The sequence below is a fragment of the Burkholderia aenigmatica genome, from assembly GCF_902499175.1.
Classification (GTDB): Bacteria; Pseudomonadota; Gammaproteobacteria; order Burkholderiales; family Burkholderiaceae; genus Burkholderia; species Burkholderia aenigmatica.
This window is the reverse complement of the sequence record NZ_CABVQC010000099.1, coordinates 1-23,893: the sequence shown is the minus strand read 5'-3', so window position 1 is coordinate 23,893 and position 23,893 is coordinate 1. Positions and strand designations below refer to the sequence as shown.

General features: G+C 67.4%; 16 protein-coding genes. 7 read left to right on the top strand and 9 right to left on the bottom strand.

Features of this window, described 5'->3' with window-relative positions; genetic code table 11:
* From BDO18943_RS39710 to BDO18943_RS39695, 4 genes are all read left to right on the top strand, one after another.
* The coding region (locus tag BDO18943_RS39710; RefSeq protein WP_175026436.1) for an MdtA/MuxA family multidrug efflux RND transporter periplasmic adaptor subunit at positions 1–1,206 on the top strand (1,206 nt) is incomplete at its 5' end.
* 15 nt (positions 1,207–1,221) lie between these two features.
* Positions 1,222–4,335 carry an MdtB/MuxB family multidrug efflux RND transporter permease subunit gene (locus tag BDO18943_RS39705; protein ID WP_175026435.1) on the top strand — a complete coding sequence of 1,038 codons (3,114 nt, stop codon included), beginning with the start codon at positions 1,222–1,224 and terminating at the stop codon, positions 4,333–4,335.
* 3 nt (positions 4,336–4,338) lie between these two features.
* A complete protein-coding gene (locus BDO18943_RS39700) occupies positions 4,339–7,647 on the top strand; it encodes an efflux RND transporter permease subunit (protein WP_175026434.1) in 3,309 nt (1,102 codons plus the stop codon).
* A 111-nt stretch (positions 7,648–7,758) separates the two neighbouring features.
* Positions 7,759–8,142, top strand: a complete 384-nt coding sequence (locus BDO18943_RS39695; RefSeq protein ID WP_043182094.1) for a VOC family protein — start codon at positions 7,759–7,761, stop codon at positions 8,140–8,142.
* 79 nt (positions 8,143–8,221) lie between these two features.
* Here BDO18943_RS39695 and BDO18943_RS39690 read toward each other — a convergent pair whose 3' ends face one another.
* On the bottom strand, positions 8,222–9,715 hold the full coding sequence (locus tag BDO18943_RS39690) for an NYN domain-containing protein (RefSeq protein ID WP_175026433.1): 1,494 nt from the start codon (positions 9,713–9,715) through the stop codon (positions 8,222–8,224).
* A 251-nt stretch (positions 9,716–9,966) separates the two neighbouring features.
* On the opposite strand from BDO18943_RS39690, the gene BDO18943_RS39685 reads away from it, so the two are divergent.
* Entirely contained in the window at positions 9,967–10,596 is a 630-nt protein-coding gene (locus BDO18943_RS39685; protein ID WP_043182089.1) for an NAD(P)H-binding protein, read from the top strand.
* Between the two features lie 87 nt (positions 10,597–10,683).
* On the opposite strand, the gene BDO18943_RS39680 is transcribed toward BDO18943_RS39685, so the two are convergent.
* Entirely contained in the window at positions 10,684–11,235 is a 552-nt protein-coding gene (locus tag BDO18943_RS39680) for a peroxiredoxin (protein ID WP_175026432.1), read from the bottom strand.
* A 279-nt stretch (positions 11,236–11,514) separates the two neighbouring features.
* Between BDO18943_RS39680 and cdpA the strand changes: the two genes are divergently transcribed.
* Entirely contained in the window at positions 11,515–13,257 is a 1,743-nt protein-coding gene (gene cdpA, locus BDO18943_RS39675) for a putative bifunctional diguanylate cyclase/phosphodiesterase (protein ID WP_205187827.1), read from the top strand.
* Between the two features lie 27 nt (positions 13,258–13,284).
* Entirely contained in the window at positions 13,285–14,778 is a 1,494-nt protein-coding gene (locus BDO18943_RS39670) for an HDOD domain-containing protein (RefSeq protein WP_043182084.1), read from the top strand.
* Positions 14,779–14,873: 95 nt separating this feature from the next.
* On the opposite strand, the gene BDO18943_RS39665 is transcribed toward BDO18943_RS39670, so the two are convergent.
* From BDO18943_RS39665 to BDO18943_RS39635, 7 genes are all read right to left on the bottom strand, one after another.
* Entirely contained in the window at positions 14,874–15,668 is a 795-nt protein-coding gene (locus tag BDO18943_RS39665) for an ABC transporter substrate-binding protein (protein WP_043182082.1), read from the bottom strand.
* A 355-nt stretch (positions 15,669–16,023) separates the two neighbouring features.
* On the bottom strand, positions 16,024–17,079 hold the full coding sequence (gene astE / locus BDO18943_RS39660) for a succinylglutamate desuccinylase (protein ID WP_175026430.1): 1,056 nt from the start codon (positions 17,077–17,079) through the stop codon (positions 16,024–16,026).
* Positions 17,063–18,403 carry an N-succinylarginine dihydrolase gene (astB, locus tag BDO18943_RS39655; protein ID WP_089450180.1) on the bottom strand — a complete coding sequence of 447 codons (1,341 nt, stop codon included), beginning with the start codon at positions 18,401–18,403 and terminating at the stop codon, positions 17,063–17,065. The genes astE and astB overlap by 17 nt, the downstream gene beginning before the upstream one ends.
* 14 nt (positions 18,404–18,417) lie before the next feature.
* On the bottom strand, positions 18,418–19,881 hold the full coding sequence (gene astD, locus BDO18943_RS39650; protein WP_175026429.1) for a succinylglutamate-semialdehyde dehydrogenase: 1,464 nt from the start codon (positions 19,879–19,881) through the stop codon (positions 18,418–18,420).
* 7 nt (positions 19,882–19,888) lie between these two features.
* The gene (gene astA / locus BDO18943_RS39645; protein WP_043182073.1) at positions 19,889–20,920 is read right to left on the bottom strand and encodes an arginine N-succinyltransferase; all 1,032 of its coding nucleotides are present in this window, start codon (positions 20,918–20,920) and stop codon (positions 19,889–19,891) included.
* The gene (gene aruF / locus BDO18943_RS39640) at positions 20,917–21,969 is read right to left on the bottom strand and encodes an arginine/ornithine succinyltransferase subunit alpha (protein WP_043182071.1); all 1,053 of its coding nucleotides are present in this window, start codon (positions 21,967–21,969) and stop codon (positions 20,917–20,919) included. Before aruF ends, astA begins: the two co-directional genes overlap by 4 nt.
* Positions 21,970–21,999: 30 nt before the next feature.
* Positions 22,000–23,232: an aspartate aminotransferase family protein gene (locus BDO18943_RS39635; protein WP_043182068.1), complete on the bottom strand. Its 1,233-nt coding sequence runs from the start codon at positions 23,230–23,232 to the stop codon at positions 22,000–22,002.
* Positions 23,233–23,893 lie beyond the last annotated feature (661 nt).

The following is a 23,893-nucleotide window of genomic DNA, read 5'->3' as shown; positions in this document are numbered from 1 at the left end:
AGCGGCGCGGGCGCAAGCGCCGCCGGGGGTGCCGGCGGCCACCGCGGCCGTGGCGGCCCCGCCGCGATGGCAAACATTCCGCAGCCCGTGCAGGTCGCGAGCGCGACGCAAGGCGAAATGCCGATCGTGCTGTCCGCGCTCGGCACCGTCACGCCGCTCGCGAACGTGACGGTCAAGACGCAACTGTCGGGCTACCTGCAATCGGTCTCGTTCCAGGAAGGCCAGATCGTCAAGAAGGGCGACGTGCTCGCGCAGATCGACCCGCGCCCGTACCAGGTGTCGCTCGAGAACGCCGAAGGCACGCACGCGCGCGACTCGGCGCTGCTCGCGACGGCCCGCCTCGACCTGAAGCGCTACCAGACGCTGCTGTCGCAGGACTCGATCGCGTCGCAGACCGTCGATACGCAGGCTTCACTCGTCAAGCAGTACGAAGGCGCGGTGAAGACCGACCAGGCCGCGATCGATTCCGCGAAGCTGAACCTCACATATGCGCGCATCACCGCGCCGGTGTCGGGCCGCGTCGGCCTGCGCCAGGTCGACCCCGGCAACTACGTGACGCCGGGCGATAGCAACGGCCTCGTCGTGATCACGCAGCTGCAGCCGATGAGCGTGATCTTCACCACGTCGGAAGACAACCTGCCGCAGATCCTCAAGCAGGTGAACGCGGGCCAGAAGCTGTCGGTCACCGCGTACAACCGCAACAACACGGTGCCACTCGAAACCGGCTCGCTCGCGACGCTCGACAACCAGATCGACACGAGCACCGGCACCGTCAAGCTGCGCGCAAACTTCGATAACAAGGAAGGCATGCTGTTCCCGAATCAGTTCGTGAACACGCGCCTGCTCGTCGACGTGATGCGCAACGCGACGATCGTGCCGACCTCGGCGGTGCTGACCGGCTCGATCGGCCAGTTCGTCTACGTCGTGAAACCCGACAACACGGTGACGGTGCGCAAGGTCGCGACCGGCCCGGTCGACGGCGAACGCACGAGCATCGTCAGCGGCGTCGCGATCGGCGAGCGCGTGGTGACCGACGGCTCCGATCGCCTGCGCGAAGGCGCAAAGATCTCGATCCCGGCCGACAAGCCGAAAGGCGCGTCGGGCGCGCGTGGCGCCGGTGCGGCGTCGGGTGCATCGGGCACCGGCGGCCATCACGGCGGCAACAAGCACGGCGCGTCGCAGGCTGCGGCCCCCGCGGCCCAGTAACGCGCGGGCCGCTCGATGAATCCATCCCGCCTCTTCATTCTCCGGCCGGTCGGCACCGCCCTCCTGATGGCGGCGATCATGCTGGCCGGTCTCGTCGCGCTGCGTTTCCTGCCGCTCGCCGCGCTGCCGGAAGTCGACTATCCGACGATCCAGGTCCAGACCTTCTACCCGGGCGCGAGCCCGGAGGTGATGACCTCGTCGGTCACCGCGCCGCTCGAACGGCAGTTCGGGCAGATGCCGTCGCTGAACCAGATGTCATCGCAGAGCTCGGCCGGCTCGTCCGTCATCACGCTGCAGTTCTCGCTCGACCTGCCGCTCGACATCGCCGAGCAGGAAGTGCAGGCCGCGATCAACGCGGCCGGCAACCTGCTGCCGTCCGACCTCCCTGCCCCGCCGATCTACGCGAAGGTCAACCCGGCCGATGCGCCGGTGCTCACGCTTGCCGTCACGTCGAAGACGCTGCCGCTCACGCAGGTGCAGGATCTCGCCGACACGCGTCTCGCGATGAAGATCTCGCAGATCGCGGGCGTCGGCCTCGTCAGCCTGTCGGGCGGCAACCGCCCGGCCGTGCGGATCCAGGCGAACCCGACCGCGCTCGCGCAGTACGGGATGAACCTCGACGACCTGCGCACGACGATCTCGAACCTGAACGTCAACACGCCGAAGGGCAACTTCGACGGCCCGTCGCGCGCGTACACGATCAACGCGAACGACCAGCTCACGAGCGCCGACCAGTACAACAGCGCGGTCGTCGCATACAAGAACGGCCGCCCGGTGATGCTCACCGACGTCGCGACGGTCGTCGCCGGCTCGGAAAACACCAAGCTCGGCGCGTGGGTGAACAAGGAGCCCGCGATCATCCTGAACGTGCAGCGCCAGCCGGGCGCGAACGTGATCCAGACGGTCGACGCGATCAAGGCGCAGTTGCCGAAGCTGCAGGAAACGCTGCCGGCCGCGCTCGACGTGCAGATCGTCACCGACCGCACGACGATGATCCGCGCCGCCGTGCGCGACGTGCAGTTCGAGCTGCTGCTCGCGGTCGGGCTGGTCGTGCTCGTGATGTACCTGTTCCTCGCGAACGTCTACGCGACCATCATCCCGAGCCTGTCGGTGCCGCTGTCGCTGATCGGCACGCTCGCAGTGATGTACATGGCCGGCTTCTCGCTGAACAACCTGTCATTGATGGCGCTCACCATCGCGACCGGCTTCGTCGTCGACGACGCGATCGTGATGATCGAGAACATCGCGCGCTACGTCGAGGAAGGCGATTCGGGGCTCGAGGCCGCGCTGAAGGGCTCGAAGCAGATCGGCTTCACGATCATCTCGCTGACGGTGTCGCTGATCGCGGTGCTGATCCCGCTGCTGTTCATGGGCGACGTGGTCGGCCGCCTGTTCCATGAATTCGCGATCACGCTCGCGGTGACGATCGTGATCTCGGCGATCGTGTCGCTCACGCTCGTGCCGATGATGTGCGCGAAGCTGCTGCGTCATTCGCCGCCGCCCGAGAGCCATCGCTTCGAGGCGCGCGTGCACCAGGCGATCGACTGGGTGATCGCGCGCTACGCGGTTGCGCTCGAATGGGTGCTGAACCGCCAGCGCTCGACGCTCGTCGTCGCGCTGCTGACGCTCGCGCTGACGGGCCTGCTGTACGTCTACGTGCCGAAGGGCTTCTTCCCCGCGCAGGACACCGGCGTGATCCAGGCGATCACGCAGGCGCCGCAGTCGATCTCGTATGGCGCGATGGCCGAACGCCAACAGGCACTCGCGGCCGAGATCCTGAAGGATCCGAACGTCGAGAGCCTCACGTCGTTCATCGGCGTCGACGGCAGCAACATCACGCTGAACAGCGGCCGGATGCTGATCAACCTGAAGGCACGCGACGAACGCTCCGAGACGGCCGCGCAGATCATCCGCGACCTGCAGCACCGCGTCGCGAACATCACCGGCATCTCGCTGTTCATGCAGTCGGTGCAGGATCTGACGATCGACTCGACCGTCAGCCCGACGCAGTACCAGTTCATGCTGACGAGCCCGAACTCGGAAGAATTCGCGACCTGGGTGCCGAAGCTCGTTGCTCGACTGCAGCAGGAGCCGTCGCTCGCCGACGTCGCGACCGACCTGCAGAGCAACGGCCAGTCCGTCTACATCGAGATCGACCGTCCGAGCGCCGCGCGCTTCGGCATCACGCCGGCGACCGTCGACAACGCGCTGTACGACGCGTTCGGCCAGCGCATCGTGTCGACGATCTTCACGCAGTCGAACCAGTACCGCGTGATTCTCGAATCCGAGCCGAAGGAGCAGCACTACGCGCAATCGCTGAACGACATCTACCTGCCGTCGGCGGGCGGCGGCCAGGTGCCGCTGTCGTCGATCGCGTCGTTCCACGAACGGCCGTCGCCGCTGCTGGTCGCGCACCTGTCTCAGTTCCCGTCGACCACCATCTCGTTCAACCTCGCGGCCGGCGCGTCGCTCGGCGAGGCGGTCAAGGCGATCGACGCGGCCGAGAAGGACATCAACCTGCCCGCGTCGTTCCAGACGCGCTTCCAGGGCGCGGCGCTCGCGTTCCAGGCGTCGCTGTCGAACCAGCTGTTCCTGATCCTCGCGGCCGTCATCACGATGTACATCGTGCTCGGCGTGCTGTACGAGAGCTACATCCACCCGATCACGATCCTGTCGACGCTGCCGTCGGCCGGCGTCGGCGCGCTGCTCGCGCTGATGATCACCGGGCACGACCTCGACATCATCGGGATCATCGGCATCGTGCTCTTGATCGGTATCGTGAAGAAGAACGCGATCATGATGATCGACTTCGCGCTCGAGGCCGAGCGCGTCGAAGGCAAGCCGCCGCGCGAGGCGATCTACCAGGCATGCCTGCTGCGCTTCCGGCCGATCCTGATGACGACGCTCGCCGCACTGCTCGGCGCGGTGCCGCTGATCGTCGGCTCCGGTGCCGGCTCCGAGCTGCGCCAGCCGCTCGGGATCGCGATCGCCGGCGGCCTGATCGTGTCGCAGGTGCTGACGCTGTTCACGACGCCCGTGATCTATCTCGGCTTCGACTCGCTCGCGCGCCGCGTGCGCGGCTGGTTCGAACGCCACGGCCCGCAAGCCGGCTCGCGCACGGATGCGTAAGCGATGAACCTGTCGCGCCCTTTCATCACCCGCCCCGTCGCGACGACGCTGCTCGCGATCGGCGTCGCGCTCGCGGGCCTGTTCGCGTTCATCAAGCTGCCGGTGTCGCCGCTGCCGCAGGTCGACTTCCCGACGATTTCGGTGCAGGCGTCGCTGCCCGGCGCGAGCCCCGAGACCGTCGCGACCAGCGTGACGAGCCCGCTCGAACGGCATCTCGGCTCGATCGCCGACGTTTCCGAAATGACGTCGACGAGCACGGTCGGCAACGCGCGGATCATCCTGCAGTTCGGCCTGAACCGCGACATCGACGGCGCCGCACGCGACGTGCAGGCCGCGATCAACGCGGCGCGCGCCGACCTGCCCGCCGCGCTGAAGAGCAACCCGACCTACCGCAAGGTCAACCCGGCCGACTCGCCGATCATGATCGTGTCGCTGACGTCGGAGACCTCGTCGCCCGCGAAGCTGTACGACTCCGCGTCGACGGTGCTGCAGCAGTCGCTGTCGCAGATCGACGGGATCGGCCAGGTCACGGTGAGCGGCTCCGCGAACCCGGCGGTGCGCGTCGAGCTCGAGCCGCAAGCGCTGTTCCATTACGGGATCGGCCTCGAAGACGTACGCGCGGCGCTCGCGTCCGCGAACGCCAACGCGCCGAAGGGCGCGATCGAGTTCGGCCCGCAGCACTACCAGCTCTATACGAACGACCAGGCCTCCCAGGCGTCGCAATACCGCGACCTCGTCGTCGCCTATCGCAACGGCTCGGCCGTGCGGTTGTCCGATCTGTCCGACGTCGTCGATTCGGTCGAGGATCTCCGCAACCTCGGCCTGTCGAACGGCAAGCGCGCGGTGCTCGTGATCCTCTACCGCTCGCCCGGCGCGAACATCATCGATACGATCGACCGCGTGCGCGCGGCACTGCCGCAGCTCACCGCGTCGCTGCCGGCCGACATCACGGTCACGCCGGTGCTCGACCGCTCGACCACCATCCGCGCGTCGCTGAGGGATACCGAGCACACGCTGCTGATCGCGGTCAGCCTCGTCGTGATGGTCGTGTTCCTGTTCCTGCGCAACTGGCGCGCGACGCTGATCCCGAGCGTCGCGGTGCCGATCTCGATCATCGGCACGTTCGGCGCGATGTACCTGCTCGGCTTCTCGATCGACAACCTGTCGCTGATGGCGCTGATCGTCGCGACCGGCTTCGTCGTCGACGATGCGATCGTCGTGCTCGAAAACATCTCGCGGCACATCGAGAACGGCAAGTCGCGCATGCAGGCCGCGTTCGACGGCGCGCGCGAGGTCGGCTTCACGGTGCTGTCGATGAGCATTTCGCTCGTCGCGGTGTTCCTGCCGATCCTGCTGATGGGCGGCATCGTCGGGCGCCTGTTCCGCGAATTCGCGCTGACGCTGTCGCTCGCGATCGCCGTGTCGCTCGCGGTGTCGCTCACGGTCACGCCGATGATGTGCGCGCGCCTGCTGCCCGAGTCGCACGACCCGCAGAGCGAAGGCCGCTTCGCGCGATTCCTGGAACACTGTTTCAGCCGCATGCAGCGCGGCTACGAGCGCTCGCTGTCGTGGGCGCTGCGCCGGCCGCTGTTGATCCTGCTGACCCTGTTCGCGACGATCGGGCTGAACGTCTACCTGTACATCGTCGTGCCGAAGGGCTTCTTCCCGCAGCAGGACACCGGGCTGATGATCGGCGGCATTCGCGCCGACCAGTCGACGTCGTTCCAGGCGATGAAGCTGAAATTCTCCGAGATGATGCGCATCGTGCAGAGCAACCCGAACGTGAAGAGCGTCGCGGGCTTCACCGGCGGCACGCAGACCAACTCGGGCTTCATGTTCGTCACGCTGAAGGATCGTACCGAGCGCAAGCTGTCGGCCGACCAGGTGATCCAGCAACTGCGCAGCCCGCTGTCGGACGTCGCCGGCGCGAGCACGTTCCTGCAGGCCGCGCAGGACATTCGCGTGGGCGGCCGGCAGAGCAACGCGCAGTACCAGTTCACGCTGCTCGGCGATTCGAGCGCCGACCTGTACAAGTGGGGGCCGATCCTGACCGAAGCGCTGCAGAAGCGCTCCGAGCTGACCGATGTGAACTCGGACCAGCAGCAAGGCGGCATGGAAGCAATGGTGACGATCGACCGCGCAACCGCCGCGCGGTTCGGCATCAAGCCCGCGCAGATCGACAATACGCTGTACGACGCGTTCGGCCAGCGCCAGGTCTCGACGATCTACAACCCGCTGAACCAGTATCACGTGGTGATGGAAGTCGCGCCGAAATACTGGCAGAGCCCCGAGATGCTGAACCAGGTGTGGGTCAGCACGTCGGGCGGCAGCGCGAACGGCTCGCAGACCACCAACGCGGCCGCCGGCACCTATGTCGCGACCTCTGCCGGCACGTCGAGCGCCGGTACGGCCACGCAGAGCGCCGCGGCGATCGCGTCCGATTCCGCGCGCAACCAGGCGCTCAACTCGATCGCCGCGAGCGGCAAGTCGAGCGCGTCGTCGGGTGCGTCGGTGTCGACGTCGAAGTCGACGATGATCCCGCTGTCGGCGATCGCGACGTTCGGGCCGAGCACGACGCCGCTGTCGGTCAACCACCAGGGGCTGTTCGTCGCGACGACGATCTCGTTCAACCTGCCGCCCGGCGTGTCGCTGTCGCAGGCGACGCAGGTGATCTATCAGACGATGGCGCAGGTCGGCGTCCCGCCGACCATCGTCGGCAGCTTCCAGGGCACCGCGCAGGCGTTCCAGCAGTCGATGAACGACCAGCCGATCCTGATCCTCGCGGCGCTGCTGGCCGTCTACATCGTGCTCGGGATCCTGTACGAGAGCTACATCCACCCGATCACGATCCTGTCGACGCTGCCGTCGGCCGGCGTCGGCGCGCTGCTTGCGCTGCTGCTGTTCAAGACCGAGTTCAGCATCATCGCGCTGATCGGCGTGATCCTGCTGATCGGTATCGTGAAGAAGAACGCGATCATGATGGTCGACTTCGCGATCGACCAGACGCGCAACAACCACAAGTCGTCGTTCGACGCGATCCACGAGGCGTGCCTGCTGCGCTTCCGCCCGATCATGATGACGACGATGGCCGCGCTGCTCGGCGCGCTGCCGCTCGCCTTCGGCAGCGGCGACGGCGCCGAGCTGCGTGCGCCGCTCGGGATCGCGATCGCCGGCGGCCTGATCGTGTCGCAGGTGCTGACGCTCTATACGACGCCGGTCGTCTACCTGTACATGGACCGGTTCCGCGTGTGGGCCGAGAAGCGGCGCAACCGCCGCGGGAATTCCGGCGGGCCGGCGGTCGCCGGCGAGTAACGGAAAACGGCCGCCCGACTTTGAGCGGCCGTTTTTTTGCGCTTGAACCGCGGCGGCGATCGGCTATCGTGAGTCCATGCCCACCGCGATGCCCTTCGCCGGGAATCCGCCATGAACGTCCAGCTCAACCATACGATCGTCTGGTGCCGCGACAAGCGCGCGTCGAGCCGCTTCCTCACCGAGCTTCTGGAACTGCCGCCGCCGACGCCGTTCGGCGCGATGCTGGTCGTCCCGCTCGGCAACGGCGTGTCGCTCGATTTTTACGAACAGAAGGGGGAAATCAGGTCGCAGCATTACGCGTTCCTGCTCGACGAAGCCGGCTTCGATCGCGTGCTCGCGCGGATTCGCGAGCGCGGGCTGCCGCACTGGGCCGATCCGGCGAAACGGCAACCCGATGACATCTACCGCCACAACGGCGGCCGCGGCGTGTATTTCGACGATCCGGACGGCCACTTCCTCGAAGTGATGACGCAGCCTTATGCGCTGAACGGCTAGTTTGACGGGCCGGCGTTGCACCAGCCGGTATCGTGGCGCGGATGCCGCCCCGCTCGGGACGGCATCCGGCCGACCGACGTTACTCGGCAGCGTCCGCCGCCGCCTTGCGCGGACGACGCGCGCGCGGTGCCGCCTTGCGGGCCGGCTTCTTCGGCTTGGCAGCGGCCGGCGCTTCCGCGGCCGCATCGGCATTCGCTTCGACCGGCGCCGCGTCGTGCGACGGCTGGGCGGCGGCAATCCCGCCACCGGCATCGCCTGCCGCCGGCCCGGCGTGCGTCACCGTGACATGCCGCTCGTCGCCCTGCTCCGCGTCGCGCTGCGCGTCGTCGGCATGCTTGCCGTGCGCGTGCTTGTCGCCGCCGTGCTTCGCCGCGTCGTGGACGGTGTCTTCGGTCTTCCCGGCCGCGTGACGGCCAGCGCTCTTCGCGGCGGCGCCCTTCTTCGCGCCGGCCTTCTTCGCCGGTGTCTTGCGCGCGCGCTTGCGGCCATCCTTTGCCTCGCCATGCGTGTCGGCCGCTTCGGCCGTTTCCGCCGGCGGCATCATCAGTGCCACCTCGGCAACCTCGGCCACTTCCGCCTCGTCTGCTTCGACCTGCACGTTTTCGTGCGCGACCGCTTCCGCCCGCTGCCCGCGACGTTGCGCATTGCGCCCGGCCCGCGCCGGCTCGGCCGCACGCGTACCGTGACCGTGGTGCGCGCCGCCGTGCCCGCCGCCTTCACCGCCCGCCGTGACGTGCTCCGCGGCCGCCGACTGGCGTGCCCGCGACACGAACGCGCCCGACTTGTCGTCGCGCCCCACTTCGAGCAGGCCGCGCGCCTGCGCCTCGTCGAGCAGGTTGCCGAACGCGCGGAATCCGTAGTACGACTCGTTGAAATCCGGCTTGCGACGCTTGATCGCGCTCTTGAGCACCGACGCCCAGATCTTGCCGACGTCGTCGCGCTCCGACGCCAGCGCGTCGAACGTCTCGACCGCCAGCGCGATCGCCTCGGCCTTGCGCGCGTCCATGTCGTGCTTGCGCGACGGCTCGTCCGGCCGCTTCGCGCCGCCGTTGCCCGCCCGCTGCTGCTGTTCGCGCTTCGCGAGCGCACGCTGCTGCTCGCGCACCAGGTCGTCGTAGAAGATGAATTCGTCGCAGTTCGCGACCAACAGGTCCGACGTCGATTTCTTCACGCCAACGCCGATCACTTTCTTCGCGTTCTCGCGCAGCTTCGACACAAGCGGCGAAAAATCCGAGTCGCCGCTGATGATCACGAACGTATCGACGTGCGACTTCGTGTAGCAGAGGTCGAGCGCGTCCACGACGAGCCGGATGTCGGCCGAATTCTTGCCCGACTGGCGCACGTGCGGAATCTCGATCAGCTCGAAGCTCGCTTCGTGCATCGACGCCTTGAAGCCCTTGTAGCGATCCCAGTCGCAATAGGCCTTCTTCACGACGATACTGCCCTTCAGCAGCAGGCGCTCCAGCACGGGCTTGATGTCGAACTTCTCGTACTTCGCGTCGCGCACGCCGAGCGCGACGTTCTCGAAGTCGCAGAACACGGCCATGCTGACGTTGTCCAGGGGTAATGCCATGTGTACTCCAACCGGTGGGCCGATGCGTTGTATGACGTAGCGGCGAAAAATGCATCGCGCACATGATAGCCGGTCGGCACGTCATTCCCGCATCGGTGTGAATGAATGACGGCCGGAAAGTCTGTCCTGCCGCCCGCAGCCGGTATGCCCCTTAATACACACCCGCCACGGCGGCAAATCGACATTACACTTGAGATATCGGTCGTCCGTCCCTATCTGGAAGGATGACGCATCGACCAAGGAGCGGTTTCATGACGACGAAGGTACTGCTGATTGGCGCGACCGGCCGAACGGGCCAGGCCTGCGCGGATCTGCTGCTCAAGCAGCCGGAGTTCGAGGTCACGGCGCTCGTGCGCCGGCACGGCTATGCGCTGGAGGGCGCGCGGGTGGTCGAGGCCGATCTGACGAACGATTTCTCGCATGCCTTCCAGGGCATCACGCACGTGATCTACGCGGCCGGCTCGGCCGAATCGGAAGGCGCGGCCGAAGAGGAACAGGTCGACCGCGACGCGGTCGCCCGCGCGGCCGAATATGCGCTCGCCTACAACGCGCAGAAGCTCGTGGTGATCAGTTCACTGTCCGCGTACCGGCCCGAACTCGGCCCGGACGCGCTGCACCACTATTCGCAGATGAAGCGCGAAGGCGACGATCGCGTGATCGCGTCGGGTGTCGACTACGCGATCCTGCGCCCCGGCCCGCTCACGGACGATCCGGGCGTCGGCAAGATCGCGCTGACCGACGCGTGGTTCGACGCCGCCCCGCCCGTATCGCGCCAGGATGTGGCCTGGGCCGCGATCGAGGCGATCAAGCTCGGGATTTCGCGCAAGATCGTCGGCTTCGTCGGCGGCAGCGTGCCGATCGAGCAGGCATTGCGCGCATAACCGCCTCGCACGTGCCGCCACGCGGCGCCTGCGTCGATCCGTACCAGCGGCCCGCACGACGGGCCGCGTTGACGCGCGGGGCCCCGCTTACTGCTTCGGATGCGCGTCGGTCCACGCCTTCACGGCGGCGAGCGTGTTCTCGACGTGCTTGTCGGGCGACATGCTCGTGTATTCGTAGAGAATCTTCCCTTCCGGCGAAATCACGTAGGACACGCGGTTCGCCTTGTCGATCGCCGGCAGCTTCGCGTCGTATTCGCGGATGATCTTCGCGTCCGGATCGGCCGCGACCGGGAACTTGCTCCGGCACTCGCTCACCGAGAACTTCGTCAGCGTGTCGATCTTGTCAGCCGATACGCCGATCACCGTTGCACCGTAAGCCTTGTAGCGGTCGACCGCGTCCGCGAACGCGTGCGCCTCGATCGTGCAGCCCTTCGTGAACGCGGCCGGGTAGAAATACAGCACGACCGGCCCCTGCTTGAGCGCGTCCGCGAGCGAGTACGTGTAAGTCTTGCCGCCCAACGACGCCTGCGTCGTGAAATCGGGCGCTGCGGCGCCCGGCTTCAGTTCCGCCTGCGCCATCAGTGCATGGCCGGCCACCAGCGCCGCCACGGCGGCGCCCAGCAACAGTTTTCGCTTCATCTGCGTCCTCATTTCTTATAAAGTCAGCCTCGATGTAGGCCACGCCGGCGTTCGCCTGTCGAACACCTGCGTAGCCGATCCGGTCCAGCGGCAACGCCATCCGCGGCCGGTCCGTTAAAGATTCCGTATCGCCTGCCGTTATTCCTTCCGGACAACCGGTTCCAGCCCTTCACGTCAGCGAGAAACATGGAAGCCAACAGGAAACAGACGTCACGCAAGGGCTCCTGGCGCAGCGCCTTGCATACGCTGCGCCGCTTCGCCTGGTCGGGCGGCGCGCTGATGCCCGCGCGCACCGGCGCGCCGCGCCGCGACGACTCCGTGCGCAACTGGCTGGAACAGACGGTCGGCACGGTGGATTTCCTCGCCCATGTCGACCGCGAGCTGCGCTTTCTGTACGTATCCGACGCGAGCCTGCGCTTCATCGGCTACCACCGCGACTACCTGCACACGCTGACGCTGCGCGACCTGATCGCTGAACAGGATACCGCGGCGCTCGAAGGCCTGCTTGCACGCGCCGCGCGTTCCGGCCAGGTCGAGAAGGCGACGATGTGCATCGTCAAGTCGCTCACCTACCCGCTGGACGTCGAGATTCGCGCGTTCAAGAGCCGCCACCACGGAGTCGACGGGTTCGCGATCGCGGCGTTCGACGTGTCGTCGTGGCGCGCGCTCGAGGCGCGCCTGACCTACGAAATGCATCATGATCCGATGACGGGGCTCGACAACCTGTCCGCGCTCGTGCCCGCGCTGATGCGCGCGCAGCAGGCCGCCGACGCGGACGGCACCTGCGCGGCGCTGCTGCTGCTCGACCTCGACGACTACCAGCGGATCAACCGCGCCCTCGGCTACGACGCGGGCGACATGCTGCTGCGCGAGACCGCGCAGCGGCTGAAGGCAATCGTCACGCCGAACGAGCGGCTCGCGCGCGTCGCGAGCGACAAGTTCGCGGTCGTGCTCGGCGCGCCGGACCGCACGCAGGCAAGCAATGCGGCCGATGCGCTCGCGCGCCGGCTGCAGGCCGCGGTGCGCGAGCCCTACGTGTACCAGGGGCAGACCGTGCACCTGTCCGCGAGCATCGGCATCGCGCTCTACCCCGACGAGCGCGCCGTGCCCCATCGCGCGCAGCACCACAGCCCGCTGCTGCGCCGCGCCGACCACGCGCTCGCGCAGGCAAAGGCGTCGGGCGGCAACGCGCTCGCGTTCCACGCGCCCGTCGACGATCCGGCGGATGCCGAACGGCTGAAGCTCGAAGCCGACCTGTACGACGGCGTGCGCAACGGCGAGTTTTCGCTCCATTTCCAGCCGATCACGCGCAGCCAGTCGGGCGCGGTGGTCGGCGTCGAGGCGCTGATCCGCTGGCGTCATCCGGTGCACGGGCTCGTGCCGCCGGCGACCTTCATTCCGCTCGCCGAATCGATCGGCCTGATCAACTATCTCGGCAACTGGGTGCTCAAGGCCGCGTGCATGCAGCTCGTCGCCTGGGATCGCCAGGGGCTCGCGCTGCAGTACGTGGCGGTCAACGTGTCGCCGCAGCAGTTCCGCGACCCGCGCTTCACGCAGAGCGTGCGCGAGGCGATCGCGCTGACGGGTATCGACCCGCGCCGCATCGTGCTCGAAATCACCGAAAGCCTGCTGATGCACGATCCCGCGCATGCGAAGGGGCTGCTCGAGGAACTCACCGATCTCGGCATCCGCTTCGCGATCGACGATTTCGGCACCGGCTATTCGAGTCTCGCGTATCTGCAGCGCTTCCCGCTCGCGAAGCTGAAGATCGACCGCAGTTTCGTCGAGAACCTGCTGACCTCGCGCAACGACCGCGCGATCGTGTCGGCCGTGGTCGGCCTCGCGCAGACGCTCGATCTCGAGCTCGTCGCGGAAGGCGTCGAGACCGAGGCGCAGCGCGAATTGCTGACGGAGATGGGCTGCAACCATATCCAGGGCTGGCTCGTCTGCCAGGCGCTGCCTTCCGAGGAGCTCGCGCGGCGCTTCGAGGCGCAGCAGCTGCACCTGCACGCCGCCGCCTGACGCGCGCGGCGAACCGGACAGATCCGTATGTCAATCACCGAACACCTGCCCCGCACCGCCTTGCTCGACAAGCTGTGGGCCCGGATGAACGAACGGGGCGATTTCCCGCTGCTGTCGGAATCGCTGCGCGCGACGATGGCCGCGATGAAGAACGACGACCTCGACTTCACCGCGCTCGTGCGCGTCGTGCTGTCGGACTTCGCGCTCACGCAGAAAGTGCTGCGGCTCGCGAACTCCGCGATGTACATGGCGTTCGGCGGCAACATCACGACCGTGACCCGCGCACTGATGGTGCTCGGCATGGACGCCGTCGGCCATCTGGTCGTCGGGCTCAAGCTCGTCGACCATTTCCACCACAGCACGCCGCGGCGCATCGACGCGAAGCTCGAACTGAACCGCGCGCTGCTGTCCGGCTGCGTTGCACGCAAGCTAACCGAGCGCGCCGAGCTGCGCGGGGGCGAGGAAGCCGTCGTCTGCACGCTGATGCGCCAGGTCGGCAAGCTGCTCGTGGTCTGCTATCTCGACAGCGAGTGGGACCGGATCCGCCGCCGCGCGGCCGAGCTGAACGGCGACGAAACGGCTGCCTGCGTCGATGTGCTCGGCGTCGGCTTCGACGAGATCGGGCTCGAGGCAGCCGCGCGCTGGCGATTGCCCGACGTGATCCGCGCGGGGATGGCCGACCACGAGCACCTGGTTCACGTCGATGCGTTCGGCAACGACGACGACGATGCGGACCATGCGACCGATGACGGCCCGGCCGACCGCGTCCGCTGGCTGCGCGCGATCAGCCGCTGCTCGACCGACGTCGCGAGCGCGCTCGTGATACCCGCGAGCCCGCAGCGCGACGCGCGCATCGCGGCGCTCGCGCAGCACTACGGCGCGGAACTCGACATGGAATCCGACGCACTCGTCGAGATCGCCGAGCGGCTCTCGCGCGAGGAAGCGAGCGACACCGTGATGCGCGAGATCGTCGAGCTGCGTGCGAACGCCGATGCGATCGCACGTGCTCAGGCCGAGCCCGAGGCGTGCCTCGAAGCCGGCCTCGCGGACCTGCGCGCGCTGCCGTCCGAGCACGTGCTCACCCCCGTGCTCGCGCTCGCATCGGAGAGCCTGCTGGCCGGCCTCGCGTTCACGCGCACCGTGATGTTCGTGCGCCACGACGACGGCATGTTCGCCGCGCGCCTCGGCTTCGGCCCCGGTGTCGATACGACGCTCGACCGGCTGCGTTTCGACGAGCGCTTCGAGCCGGACGTGTTTCATCTCGCGATCTCGAACTCGGTCGGTATCTTCATCGAGCAGGCGCAGGAGCCGAAGATGCTCAAGCGCTTGCCCGCGTGGTATCTCGACGCATTCGACGACACGCGCGCGTTCGTGCTGCTGCCGGTGCGCGTCGGCACGACGACCGTCGCGCTGCTGTACGGCGACTGGGCCGGCGCGCAGCCCGCGCGCAAGATCACGCAGCAGGAGATGGCCGTGCTCAACGAGCTCGCGCGCGAACTGGGACGGTTCTTTCCGGCCTGACGTGGCCGCCGCTTCTCTCGTCCTTTCCCGCCCCCAAAAACAAACCGGCCGCATCAGCGGCCGGTTTGCTTGCATCGTGCGATCGAACGCTACGCTTACTTGAGCGTCACGGGCACGCTGAAGTACTTCTTCGCGAGATTGTCGATCGTGCCGTCGGCCTTCAGTTCCTTCAGCGCCTGATCGAGCGCGGTCTTCAGCGCCGCGTCGTTCTTGCGCAGGCCGAAGCCGACGCCCGAGCCGAGGATCTCGGCGTCGCTCACGGTACCGCCCGCGAACGCGAAGCCCTGGCCTTGCGGCTTCGTCAGGAAGCCCTTCGAACCGGCTTCCGCGTCCTGGAACGTCGCGTCGAGACGGCCCGACTTCAGGTCGGCGTAGGCCAGATCCTGCGTCTGGTACGGCACGACTTCAACGCCTGCCGGCGCCCACTTCTTCTTCGCGTACGCTTCCTGGATCGTGCCCTGCAGCACGCCGACACGCTTGCCCTTCAGCGATTGCGGGGTCGGCAGCAGGCCGCTGCCCTGCTTCGCGATCAGCTGGTTCGGGATCGTGTAGATCGCATCGGTGAACGCGATCGCGTGCTTGCGCTGGTCGGTGATCGTCATGTCCGAGTTGATCGCGTCGAACTTGCGCGCCTGCAGTGCCGGGATCAGGCCGTCGAAGTCGTTCTCGACCCACACGCACTTCGTCTTCAGCTTCGCGCACACCGCGTTGCCGATGTCGATGTCGAAGCCGGTCAGCTTGCCGTCGGGCGTCTTGTATTCGAACGGCGCGTACGAGGCTTCGACGCCGAAACGGATCTCTTTCAGATCCGCTGCCATCGCGCTGCCTGCCGCCACGGCCGATGCCGCCACCACCGCATGCGCGGCCACTTTACGCCAATCCAACTTCATCAGGTGTTCTCCTCGATACTCGAATGTTCCGGAACTACGGGCGCATCCATCATTGCAGGGTCGGATGACCGCGGCAATGCTGCCACCGCGCCGTGATGCGGCGCAACAGCCGCAAGGCCGCGATTGTACCAATCCGCGCGGCCCGATATGGCAAAGCAGCCGCCGGCACGTGATGCTGCATTGCGTGCGCCGACGTCAACCGAGCTGCCCATCGAACTTGCAAGACGATGTCGCAAATACGCAAGCGCGCCGCGCGGGCCGTCTGCGCGGCGTACTGACCTCATCTCAAAAATGGAATCGTTGCCGGGCGAAGCGCGGGCCGCAGGTCGCCGCGGCCGCGCGCAATCGGTCACCGTCAGACGAGCGCGGCGAGCGTGTCGTGCGTCGTGTCGACGACGAGCAGGCCCGCGCGCAAACCCGGCTTCACCGTCGGATTCGGGAACACGATGCGCTCCTCGTCGTGCTTCACCGTGTAGCGGTAGTCGCCGTCCTGCGCGAGCACCGTGCCGCGTGCAAACGCGGTGAAGTTCGCGACGTCGGCCGCGACGAACAGTTCCAGCGCGTCGCTCTGCTTCGTGATCTGGTCGATCACCGTGAAGACACGCGGCAGCGTCGCGTCGGCGTCGCCCCTCGCACCCGACACGAGCTTGCGCACCGCGCGGTCGGCCGGCGCGAAGCGCGTCAGGTCGTTCTGGCCGAACGGGCGCACCTTGCCGAGTTCCAGCGTGCACGCGAGCGCGCCGCAATGCTCCGCCGTGAAATGCGAATACGTGTTGCCCTTCGCGGTATGCAGCAGCACGGCCGCGATGCGCGCGTCGCCGAGCCATTCGAACATCGTGCGCGTCGGCGGCATGCCCGTGTGCGGCAGCAAGGCGAACTGCTCGAACACCGATGCGCGGATCGCCGTGTGCATGTCGATGTGCCAGCGCGCGGCGCCGGCCGGCGCGGCCGCGAAGAACGACGAAGCCGCCGCCTCGAGCTGCGCGGCGCGCGGCGCTTCGCGGCTGGCGGGCACCTGCGCGTGACGGCCGCTGAACAGGCGGTTCAGGTCGTCGTCGAGATAGCGTTCGCCGGCACGCATCGCCGGCACGTTGCCGAGCACGACGAGCAGCCGGCACGCGAGCGGCAGCGCGCCCGACGCGAGATCGCGCACGAGCATCGACAGCAGCTCGATCGGCGCCGTCTCGTCGCCGTGCACGCCGGCCGACACGAGCACGCTCGGGCGCGCCGCGCCCGCAGCCTCGGCCGCGGCCGGTTCGAGCGCGAGCAGCCCGTCGCCGAGCCATTGCCAGCGCACGGCGCCGGCGGCGCAGGTGCCGTCCGTTACGGACGGCGCGCGACCGGTCAGCGTGAACGCGAGGAAGTCGTCGAGCAGCGCGGCGGCCATGCGGGAATCAACGCTGGAAGTCATACAGCGAACCGACACGCAGGATCTGCGTGAGCTCGTCGAGCGCCGTGCGCGATTCGTCGAGCAGCGCCGGATCGGCGAGATCGTCCGGTGCGAGGCGATCGCGATAGTGCCGGTCGATCCATGTGTCGAGCGACGCGAACAGCGTGTCGTTGATCCACACGTTCGACGTGACGGCCGCGCGTTCCGCTTCGTTCAGCACGACGCGCAGGCGCAGGCAGGCAGGGCCGCCGCCGTTCTTCATGCTTTCGCGCAGGTCGAACACGAGCACGTCGTGAATCGGGCCGTTGCCGGCCGCGAGTTCGTCGAGATAGGCCGCGACGTTCCCGTTCTCGCGACATTCCTGCGGCACGACGAGCACCTGCGAACCGTCCGCGCGCGACAGCAGCTGGCTGTTGAACAGGTACGACGTCACCGCGTCGTTCACGCTCACGGCCGCCTCGGGCACCTCGATCACGTTCAGGCGCGCGCCGCGTGCGTCGAGCGCAGCGGTCAGCGTGTCGTAGATCGCCTGCTTGTTGACGAACGCGCGCTCGTGCGTGAACAGCGTGTCGCGGTTGCCGACCGAAATCACGTCGTTGTGGAACACGCCCGCGTCGATCACGTCCGGATCCTGCTGCGCATAGACCGTCGCCTCCTCGGCGAGCCCGTGGCGATGCGCGACCGCGCGGCTCGCCTCGAAGGTCTGGCGTGCCGGGAAGCGCTTCGGCTCGGGGCCGCGGCGGTATTCCGCGCGGCCGTACACGAAGAACTCGATGCCCGGCTTGCCGTATTCGGCGCAGAAGCGCGTGTGGTTCGCCGCGCCTTCGTCGCCGAGTGCCGGCGTGCCGGTCAGCGCTTCATGCACCGCGAAATGCGCGGGATCGGCGAACAGCGTCGACAGCGTGCGGCGCGTCGCGTCGTGTTCGATCGCGCGATGCAGCTTGCTGCACAGGTTCGCCGGCGTGAAGTGCACGCGGCCATCGCTCGTGTCGGCCGACGGGCTGACGGTGGCCGCGTTCGCGGTCCACATCGCCGACGCCGAGCTCGCCGCGGCGAGCAGTTCGGGCGCCTGCTTCGCAGCCTTCGCGATCACGTCCGCGTCCTTGCCGGAGAAGCCGAGCTCGCGCAACAGGCGCAGCGACGGCCGCTCCTGCGGCGGCAGCACACCCTGTGCGAAACCGAGATCCGCGAGCTGCTTCATCTTGCGCAGCCCCTGCTTCGCGGCGGCCTTCGGATTCGCGGCCGACTTTTCGTTGTTGAGCGACGCCACGTTGCCGAACGACAGCCCGGCGTAGTTGTGGGTCGGGCCGACGAGCCCGTCGAAATTGGCTTCTTGTGCGTTCATCGTCGTTCCCTCGATCAGAAATGCAGGCCCGGCGACAGGCTCGCGGGCAAGGTCAGTTGCGTGCTCTCCACCGACGCCATCGGATACGCGCAATAGTCGGCCGCGTAGTACGCGCTCGGACGATGGTTGCCCGAGCGGCCGGTGCCGCCGAACGGCGCAGCGGACGATGCGCCGTTGGTCGGCCGGTTCCAGTTGACGATCCCGGCGCGGATCGTGCGGCGGAAGTGTTCCCACACCTTCGCGTCGTCGGCGAGCAGGCCGGCGGACAGGCCGAACGCCGTGTCGTTCGCGCGTTCGATCGCTTCGTCGAACGTCGCGTAGCGCACGATCTGCGCGAGCGGGCCGAAATGCTCTTCGTCGGGCAGGTTCGCGACACCCGTCACGTCGACGATCGCCGCGTTCACGAAGCCGAGGCGCGGATCGCGCTGCGTCATCGCGATGATCGGCTTCGCGCCCTGCTCGACCAGGCGCGACTGCGCGTCGACCAGCTTCGCCGCCGCGCGTGCCGAGATCACCGCGCCCATGAACGGCTGCGGATCGGCGTCGAACACGTCGGCCGTGATTTTCGACGTCACGTCGGCGAAGCGCGCGAGGAAGCGGTCGCCGAACGCGCCCTGCGGCACGAAGATGCGACGCGCGCACGTGCAGCGCTGGCCGGCCGACAGGAACGCCGACTGGATCGTGTGATGGACGGCCGCGTCGATATCTTCGACTTCGCCGATCACGAGCGGGTTGTTGCCGCCCATCTCGAGCGCGAGCACGATTTCCGGACGGCCGCCGAACTGCTTGTGCAGCAGCGTGCCCGTATCGGAGCTGCCCGTGAAGAACAGCCCGTCGATCTGCCGATGGTTCGCGAGCGCAATGCCCGTGTCCTTCTCGCCCTGCACGAGGTTCAGCACGCCGGCCGGCAGCCCGGCATCCTTCCACACTTCGACCGTCGCGCGCGCGACGCCCGGTGCGAGCTCCGACGGTTTGAACACGACCGCATTGCCGGCGATCAGCGCGGGCACGATATGACCGTTCGGCAAGTGGCCAGGGAAGTTGTACGGGCCGAATACCGCGACCACGCCGTGCGGGCGGTGGCGCAGCACCGCGACGCCGTCGGCCATGTCCTGGCGCTTCTCGCCGGTGCGTTCCTGGTACGCCTGGATCGAGATGCCGACCTTCGCGGCCATCGACGCGACTTCCGTGCGTGCTTCCCACAGCGGCTTGCCCGTCTCGCGGCCGATCGCGGTCGCGATCGCTTCCTTGCGCTCGTTGAGCAACGCGGCGAAACGCTTGGCGATCGCGCAGCGCGATTCGAAGTCGAGCGCCGACCAGCCGGCGAATGCGCGGCGCGCGCTCGCGACCGCGCGATCGACGTCGGCCGCCGATGCGCTCTCGCCCTGCCATGCGATCTCGTCAGTGCCCGGGTTGCGCGAAGCGAACACGGGGCCCGAGCCTGCGACCCAGGCGCCGTCGATGAAGAGTTCCGTCATGATTCGTTTATCCCTGTTTGACTTTGAGCGGCAGCACGCGGACCGGATCGCCGGCCTTCACGTCGAGCGCGACGGCATCGGCGGCCGACAGCACGAACGAACCGTTCGCGACCACGCCCGGCGCGACGCCGACGCGGAAATCGGTGAGCGACGTATTCGACACGAGCGACTTCGGCGCGTCATCCCGTGCATCGGGCACGCCGATCGCGACCGGCACGACGACGCTCTCGCGCACCGTGCGCAGGTCGTTGACGTGGCATTCGAGCACGGGGCCCGCGTCGAAGATGTCGACGTGGTTCTGGTAACGCAGCCCTTCCGCCTCGAGCATCTTGCGGGCCGGCAGCGTGTCGCGGTGCGTGAGGCCGACTGCATCCTGTGCGTCCTGCGGCAGCAGGTCGACGTACACCGGGTAGCGCGGCATCAGTTCCGCGAGGAACGACTTGCGGCCGTGCGAGCTGAGATAGTCGGCCGCGTTGAAATCGATCTGGTAGAAGTGCGAACCGACGGCGCGCCAGAACGGCGACGTGCCGTCGTCGTCGAAGTGGCCGCGCAGTTCCGCGCAGATGCGCTCCGGAAAGCGCTCGCGGAACTGCGCGATGAACATGAAGCGCGAGCGCGACAGCAGGCCGCCCACGCCGCCCGTGCGATAGCGCGGGCTCAGGAACAATGAGCACACTTCCGCATAGCCGGTCAGGTCGTGCGAGATGTTCAGCGCGGACATCCGCGTCCACACGCCGAGCTCCTGGCTCGCGTGCACGACCGTGCTTACGCGGTAGTTGTAGAACGGCTGTTCGAGGCCGACCTGCGTCTCGATCCCGCACACGCCCGCGATGTCGCCCGTCTTCGATTCTTCCATCACGAAGAAGTAGCCGGCCTCGCCGGCCGCCGCCTCGCCCGCAAGCGTGCGGCGCGTGCGCTCGATGCGCGCGGCGAGCGCGTCGCGGTCGGGCTTGAACGTGGTCAGGCCCGGCCCGGTTTCCTTCGCGAGCGACACGAGCGAATCGACGTCGCCCGTTTGTACGACCCGAACGACGATCATGCTGCGTCTCCCTTCAAATCTTCATCGTCGCGGCGGTGCAGCGGCACGCAGCGCACGACATCGCCATCCTTCACATCGAGCGCCGCGCGCACGTCGCTCGCGAGCGGTGCATCGGCCGCATCGCCCGGCAGGTCGGCCAGCACGCAGCGGAACGATTCGCCGCTGCCCGTCGACACCATGTACGCGACGTCGCCCTGCTGGTGCGCCGCTTCGCGCACGACGCGCTCGGCGCCATGCTTCACGCACGCGGTGCGGTCGACCTGCGCGGTCAGCACCGGGCCCGCGTCGAAGATGTCGACGAAGCGGTCGGGCTCGAAGCCTTCCTCGAGATGGATGTCGTACGCGAGCAGCGCCGATTCGTTCGGCTCGCCGAGCACGCGCTGCGCGGCTTCCGGCAGCAGCGGCACGTAGAGCGGATAGGCCGGCATCACTTCCGCGATGAAGGTGCGGCTGCGGCCGCCCGACGCGATGTCGACGTCGGTGAAGTCGCGGCCGAAGAACTTGCGGCCCACCGCTTCCCAGAACGGCGATGCGCCGTTGCCGTCGCTCACGCCGAGCAGCAGCGTGAACACTTCCGGCGTGAAGCGGCGGCGGTTCGCGGCGATATACATCATCCGCGCACGCGAGATCAGGTGCGCGGCCGCGTCGCCGCGCAGCGACGGATCGACGTAGAAGCCCGCCAGCCGGCTCTTGCCGGTCAGCTCGTGCGACATCGTGAGCGCGTGGATCTTGCGGTTCACGTGCAACTCGCGCGACGCGTGGATCAGTGCGTCGTTGCGGAACGCGTAGAACGGTTCCGAGTAGCCGGCCGCGGCCACGATGCTCGCCGTGCCGAGCAGCTTGCCGGTCGTCGAATCCTCGAGCACGAAGAGGTAGAACTCCTCGCCGGCGAAGTCGACGTCCGCGCGAAACGAATCCTCGGAGAGCGCCACGCGCGCTTCGAGCGCCGCGCGGTCGTGCGGCAGCGAGTGCAGGACCGGCTGCGCGGTGCGCGCCATGTGCGCGAGCGCATCGAGATCCGTGAGTTTGCCGGGGCGAACAAATAGCATCGTCGTTCCTGTCTGCGATGGGCGCGCCGATCAGCGCGCGGTGGCTTCCTGTGCGGCGAGCACTTGTTCGACTGCCTTCTCGAAGCGCTTCATGCCTTCGTCGAGCAGGTCGAACGGGATCACCAGCGACGGGACGAAGCGCAGCACGTTCGGGCCGGCGATCAGCATGATCAGGCCGTTCTCTGCTGCTGCGGTGACGAAGTCCTTCGCGCGGCCGTCGAATGCGGCGGTGAGTTCGGCGCCGACCAGCAGGCCCTTGCCGCGCACGTCCTTGAAGATGCCGAAGCGCGCGTTGATGCGTTCGAGCGCGCCCTTCAGGCGCACGCTGCGTTCGCGCACGCCTTCGAGCAGTGCCGGGTCGCCGATCAGTTCGACGACCTTGTCGGCGATCGCCGAGGCGAGCGGGTTGCCGCCGTACGTCGTGCCGTGCACGCCGACCTTGAAGTGCGCGGCCAGTTCGTTCGTCGTCAGCATCGCGCCGATCGGGAAGCCGTTGCCGAGCGCCTTCGCGGTCGTCAGGATGTCCGGCGTGACGCCCGTATCCATGTACGCGTAGAACTGGCCCGTGCGGCCGACGCCCGTTTGCACTTCGTCGAAAATCAGCAGCGCGCCGTGTGCGTCGCACGCTTCGCGCAGTGCCTTCAGGAAGGCCGGATCCGCCGGGATCACGCCGCCTTCGCCTTGCACGGGCTCGACGATCACCGCGCAGGTTTGCGGGCCGATCGCGGCCTTGGCGGCTTCGATGTCGTTGTACGGCAGGTGCTTGATGCCGGCCGGCACGGGGCCGAAGCCTTCCGAGTATTTCGGCTGGCCGCCGACGCTGACCGTGAAGAACGTGCGGCCGTGGAACGACTGCACGAACGAGATGATTTCGGCTTTATCGGCGCCGTGGCGATCGAACGCGACGCGGCGGGCGAGCTTCAGTGCGGCTTCGTTCGCTTCCGCGCCCGAGTTCGCGAAGAATGCGCGGTCGGCGAAGGTCAGCGATTCGAGGCGCTTCGCGAGGCGCAGCACCGGCTCGTTCGTGTAGCCGTTGCCGATGTGCCAGAGTTTGCGGCTTTGTTCGTCCAGGACCTTCAGCAGTTCCGGGTGGCCGTGGCCGAGCGACGTCACGGCGATACCGCACGCGAAATCGATGTACTCGCGGCCGGCCGTGTCCCACACGCGGGAGCCCTCTGCGCGATCCGGCACGAACGGCGCGGGGGAAAATACCGGCACCATCACTTCATCGAATGTCTGGCGGTTCACGGTCGAGGTCGTCATGGTCGTTCCTTTCGGTTTCGTAAGAGGGTTCAACAGGATCAAGTTTAGGTAAGGGTGACGCAAGCGTCTTGCGGAATTGCGACGGGTTCTATCGGAAGCGGATAGATCGCTTTTATTTTGCCTTCCCGGCGGGGGTGGGGCTGGGTTTGGGTGTTGGTATTTTGGGGCTTTTTCGGTGGTTCTTTCTGCGTTTGGCGTGAAGCACCTGTGATCTTGTCGGTCTATTAGTGTCGCCCCTGCGCGGGGCGGCGGTTACTTTTCTTTGTCTTGCCAAAGAAAAGTAACCAAAAGAAAGGCGCTCGGACAACGCATGACTTCCCGGTGCCGTAGTGCTCGGAGTGGATCGCACCTAAGTGTCCGCGCCAGTCACGAACGCGGAGTGGTTCGAGCAATGGTTCTGACACCACTCACCACCCAACAGAGCGGTATACCACCCGCCAGCTCCGCCCTCGCTTCGCTCGGCCGACAGGTACACCCCCTCCAGTAACGCTCGAGGTCAATCAATTTCAGCAATCGCGGGCATCACCGGCGAGTACCCCGAATTCTGCGAATCATGGCGTGCCCTCATTCGTAAAGAAAAAGGGACGCAGTCACGCAGTCACGCAGTCACGCAGTCACGCAGTCACGCAGTCACGCAGTCACGCAGTCACGCAGTCACGCA

Coding starts and splice junctions, on each gene's coding strand:
- BDO18943_RS39705 (WP_175026435.1), top strand. CDS start 1,222: ATGAATCCATCCCGCCTCTTCATTCTCCGGCCGGTCGGCACCGCCCTC.
- BDO18943_RS39700 (WP_175026434.1), top strand. CDS start 4,339: ATGAACCTGTCGCGCCCTTTCATCACCCGCCCCGTCGCGACGACGCTG.
- BDO18943_RS39695 (WP_043182094.1), top strand. CDS start 7,759: ATGAACGTCCAGCTCAACCATACGATCGTCTGGTGCCGCGACAAGCGC.
- BDO18943_RS39690 (WP_175026433.1), bottom strand. CDS start 9,715: ATGGCATTACCCCTGGACAACGTCAGCATGGCCGTGTTCTGCGACTTC.
- BDO18943_RS39685 (WP_043182089.1), top strand. CDS start 9,967: ATGACGACGAAGGTACTGCTGATTGGCGCGACCGGCCGAACGGGCCAG.
- BDO18943_RS39680 (WP_175026432.1), bottom strand. CDS start 11,235: ATGAAGCGAAAACTGTTGCTGGGCGCCGCCGTGGCGGCGCTGGTGGCC.
- cdpA (WP_205187827.1), top strand. CDS start 11,515: ATGCCCGCGCGCACCGGCGCGCCGCGCCGCGACGACTCCGTGCGCAAC.
- BDO18943_RS39670 (WP_043182084.1), top strand. CDS start 13,285: ATGTCAATCACCGAACACCTGCCCCGCACCGCCTTGCTCGACAAGCTG.
- BDO18943_RS39665 (WP_043182082.1), bottom strand. CDS start 15,668: ATGAAGTTGGATTGGCGTAAAGTGGCCGCGCATGCGGTGGTGGCGGCA.
- astE (WP_175026430.1), bottom strand. CDS start 17,079: ATGACTTCCAGCGTTGATTCCCGCATGGCCGCCGCGCTGCTCGACGAC.
- astB (WP_089450180.1), bottom strand. CDS start 18,403: ATGAACGCACAAGAAGCCAATTTCGACGGGCTCGTCGGCCCGACCCAC.
- astD (WP_175026429.1), bottom strand. CDS start 19,881: ATGACGGAACTCTTCATCGACGGCGCCTGGGTCGCAGGCTCGGGCCCC.
- astA (WP_043182073.1), bottom strand. CDS start 20,920: ATGATCGTCGTTCGGGTCGTACAAACGGGCGACGTCGATTCGCTCGTG.
- aruF (WP_043182071.1), bottom strand. CDS start 21,969: ATGCTATTTGTTCGCCCCGGCAAACTCACGGATCTCGATGCGCTCGCG.
- BDO18943_RS39635 (WP_043182068.1), bottom strand. CDS start 23,232: ATGACGACCTCGACCGTGAACCGCCAGACATTCGATGAAGTGATGGTG.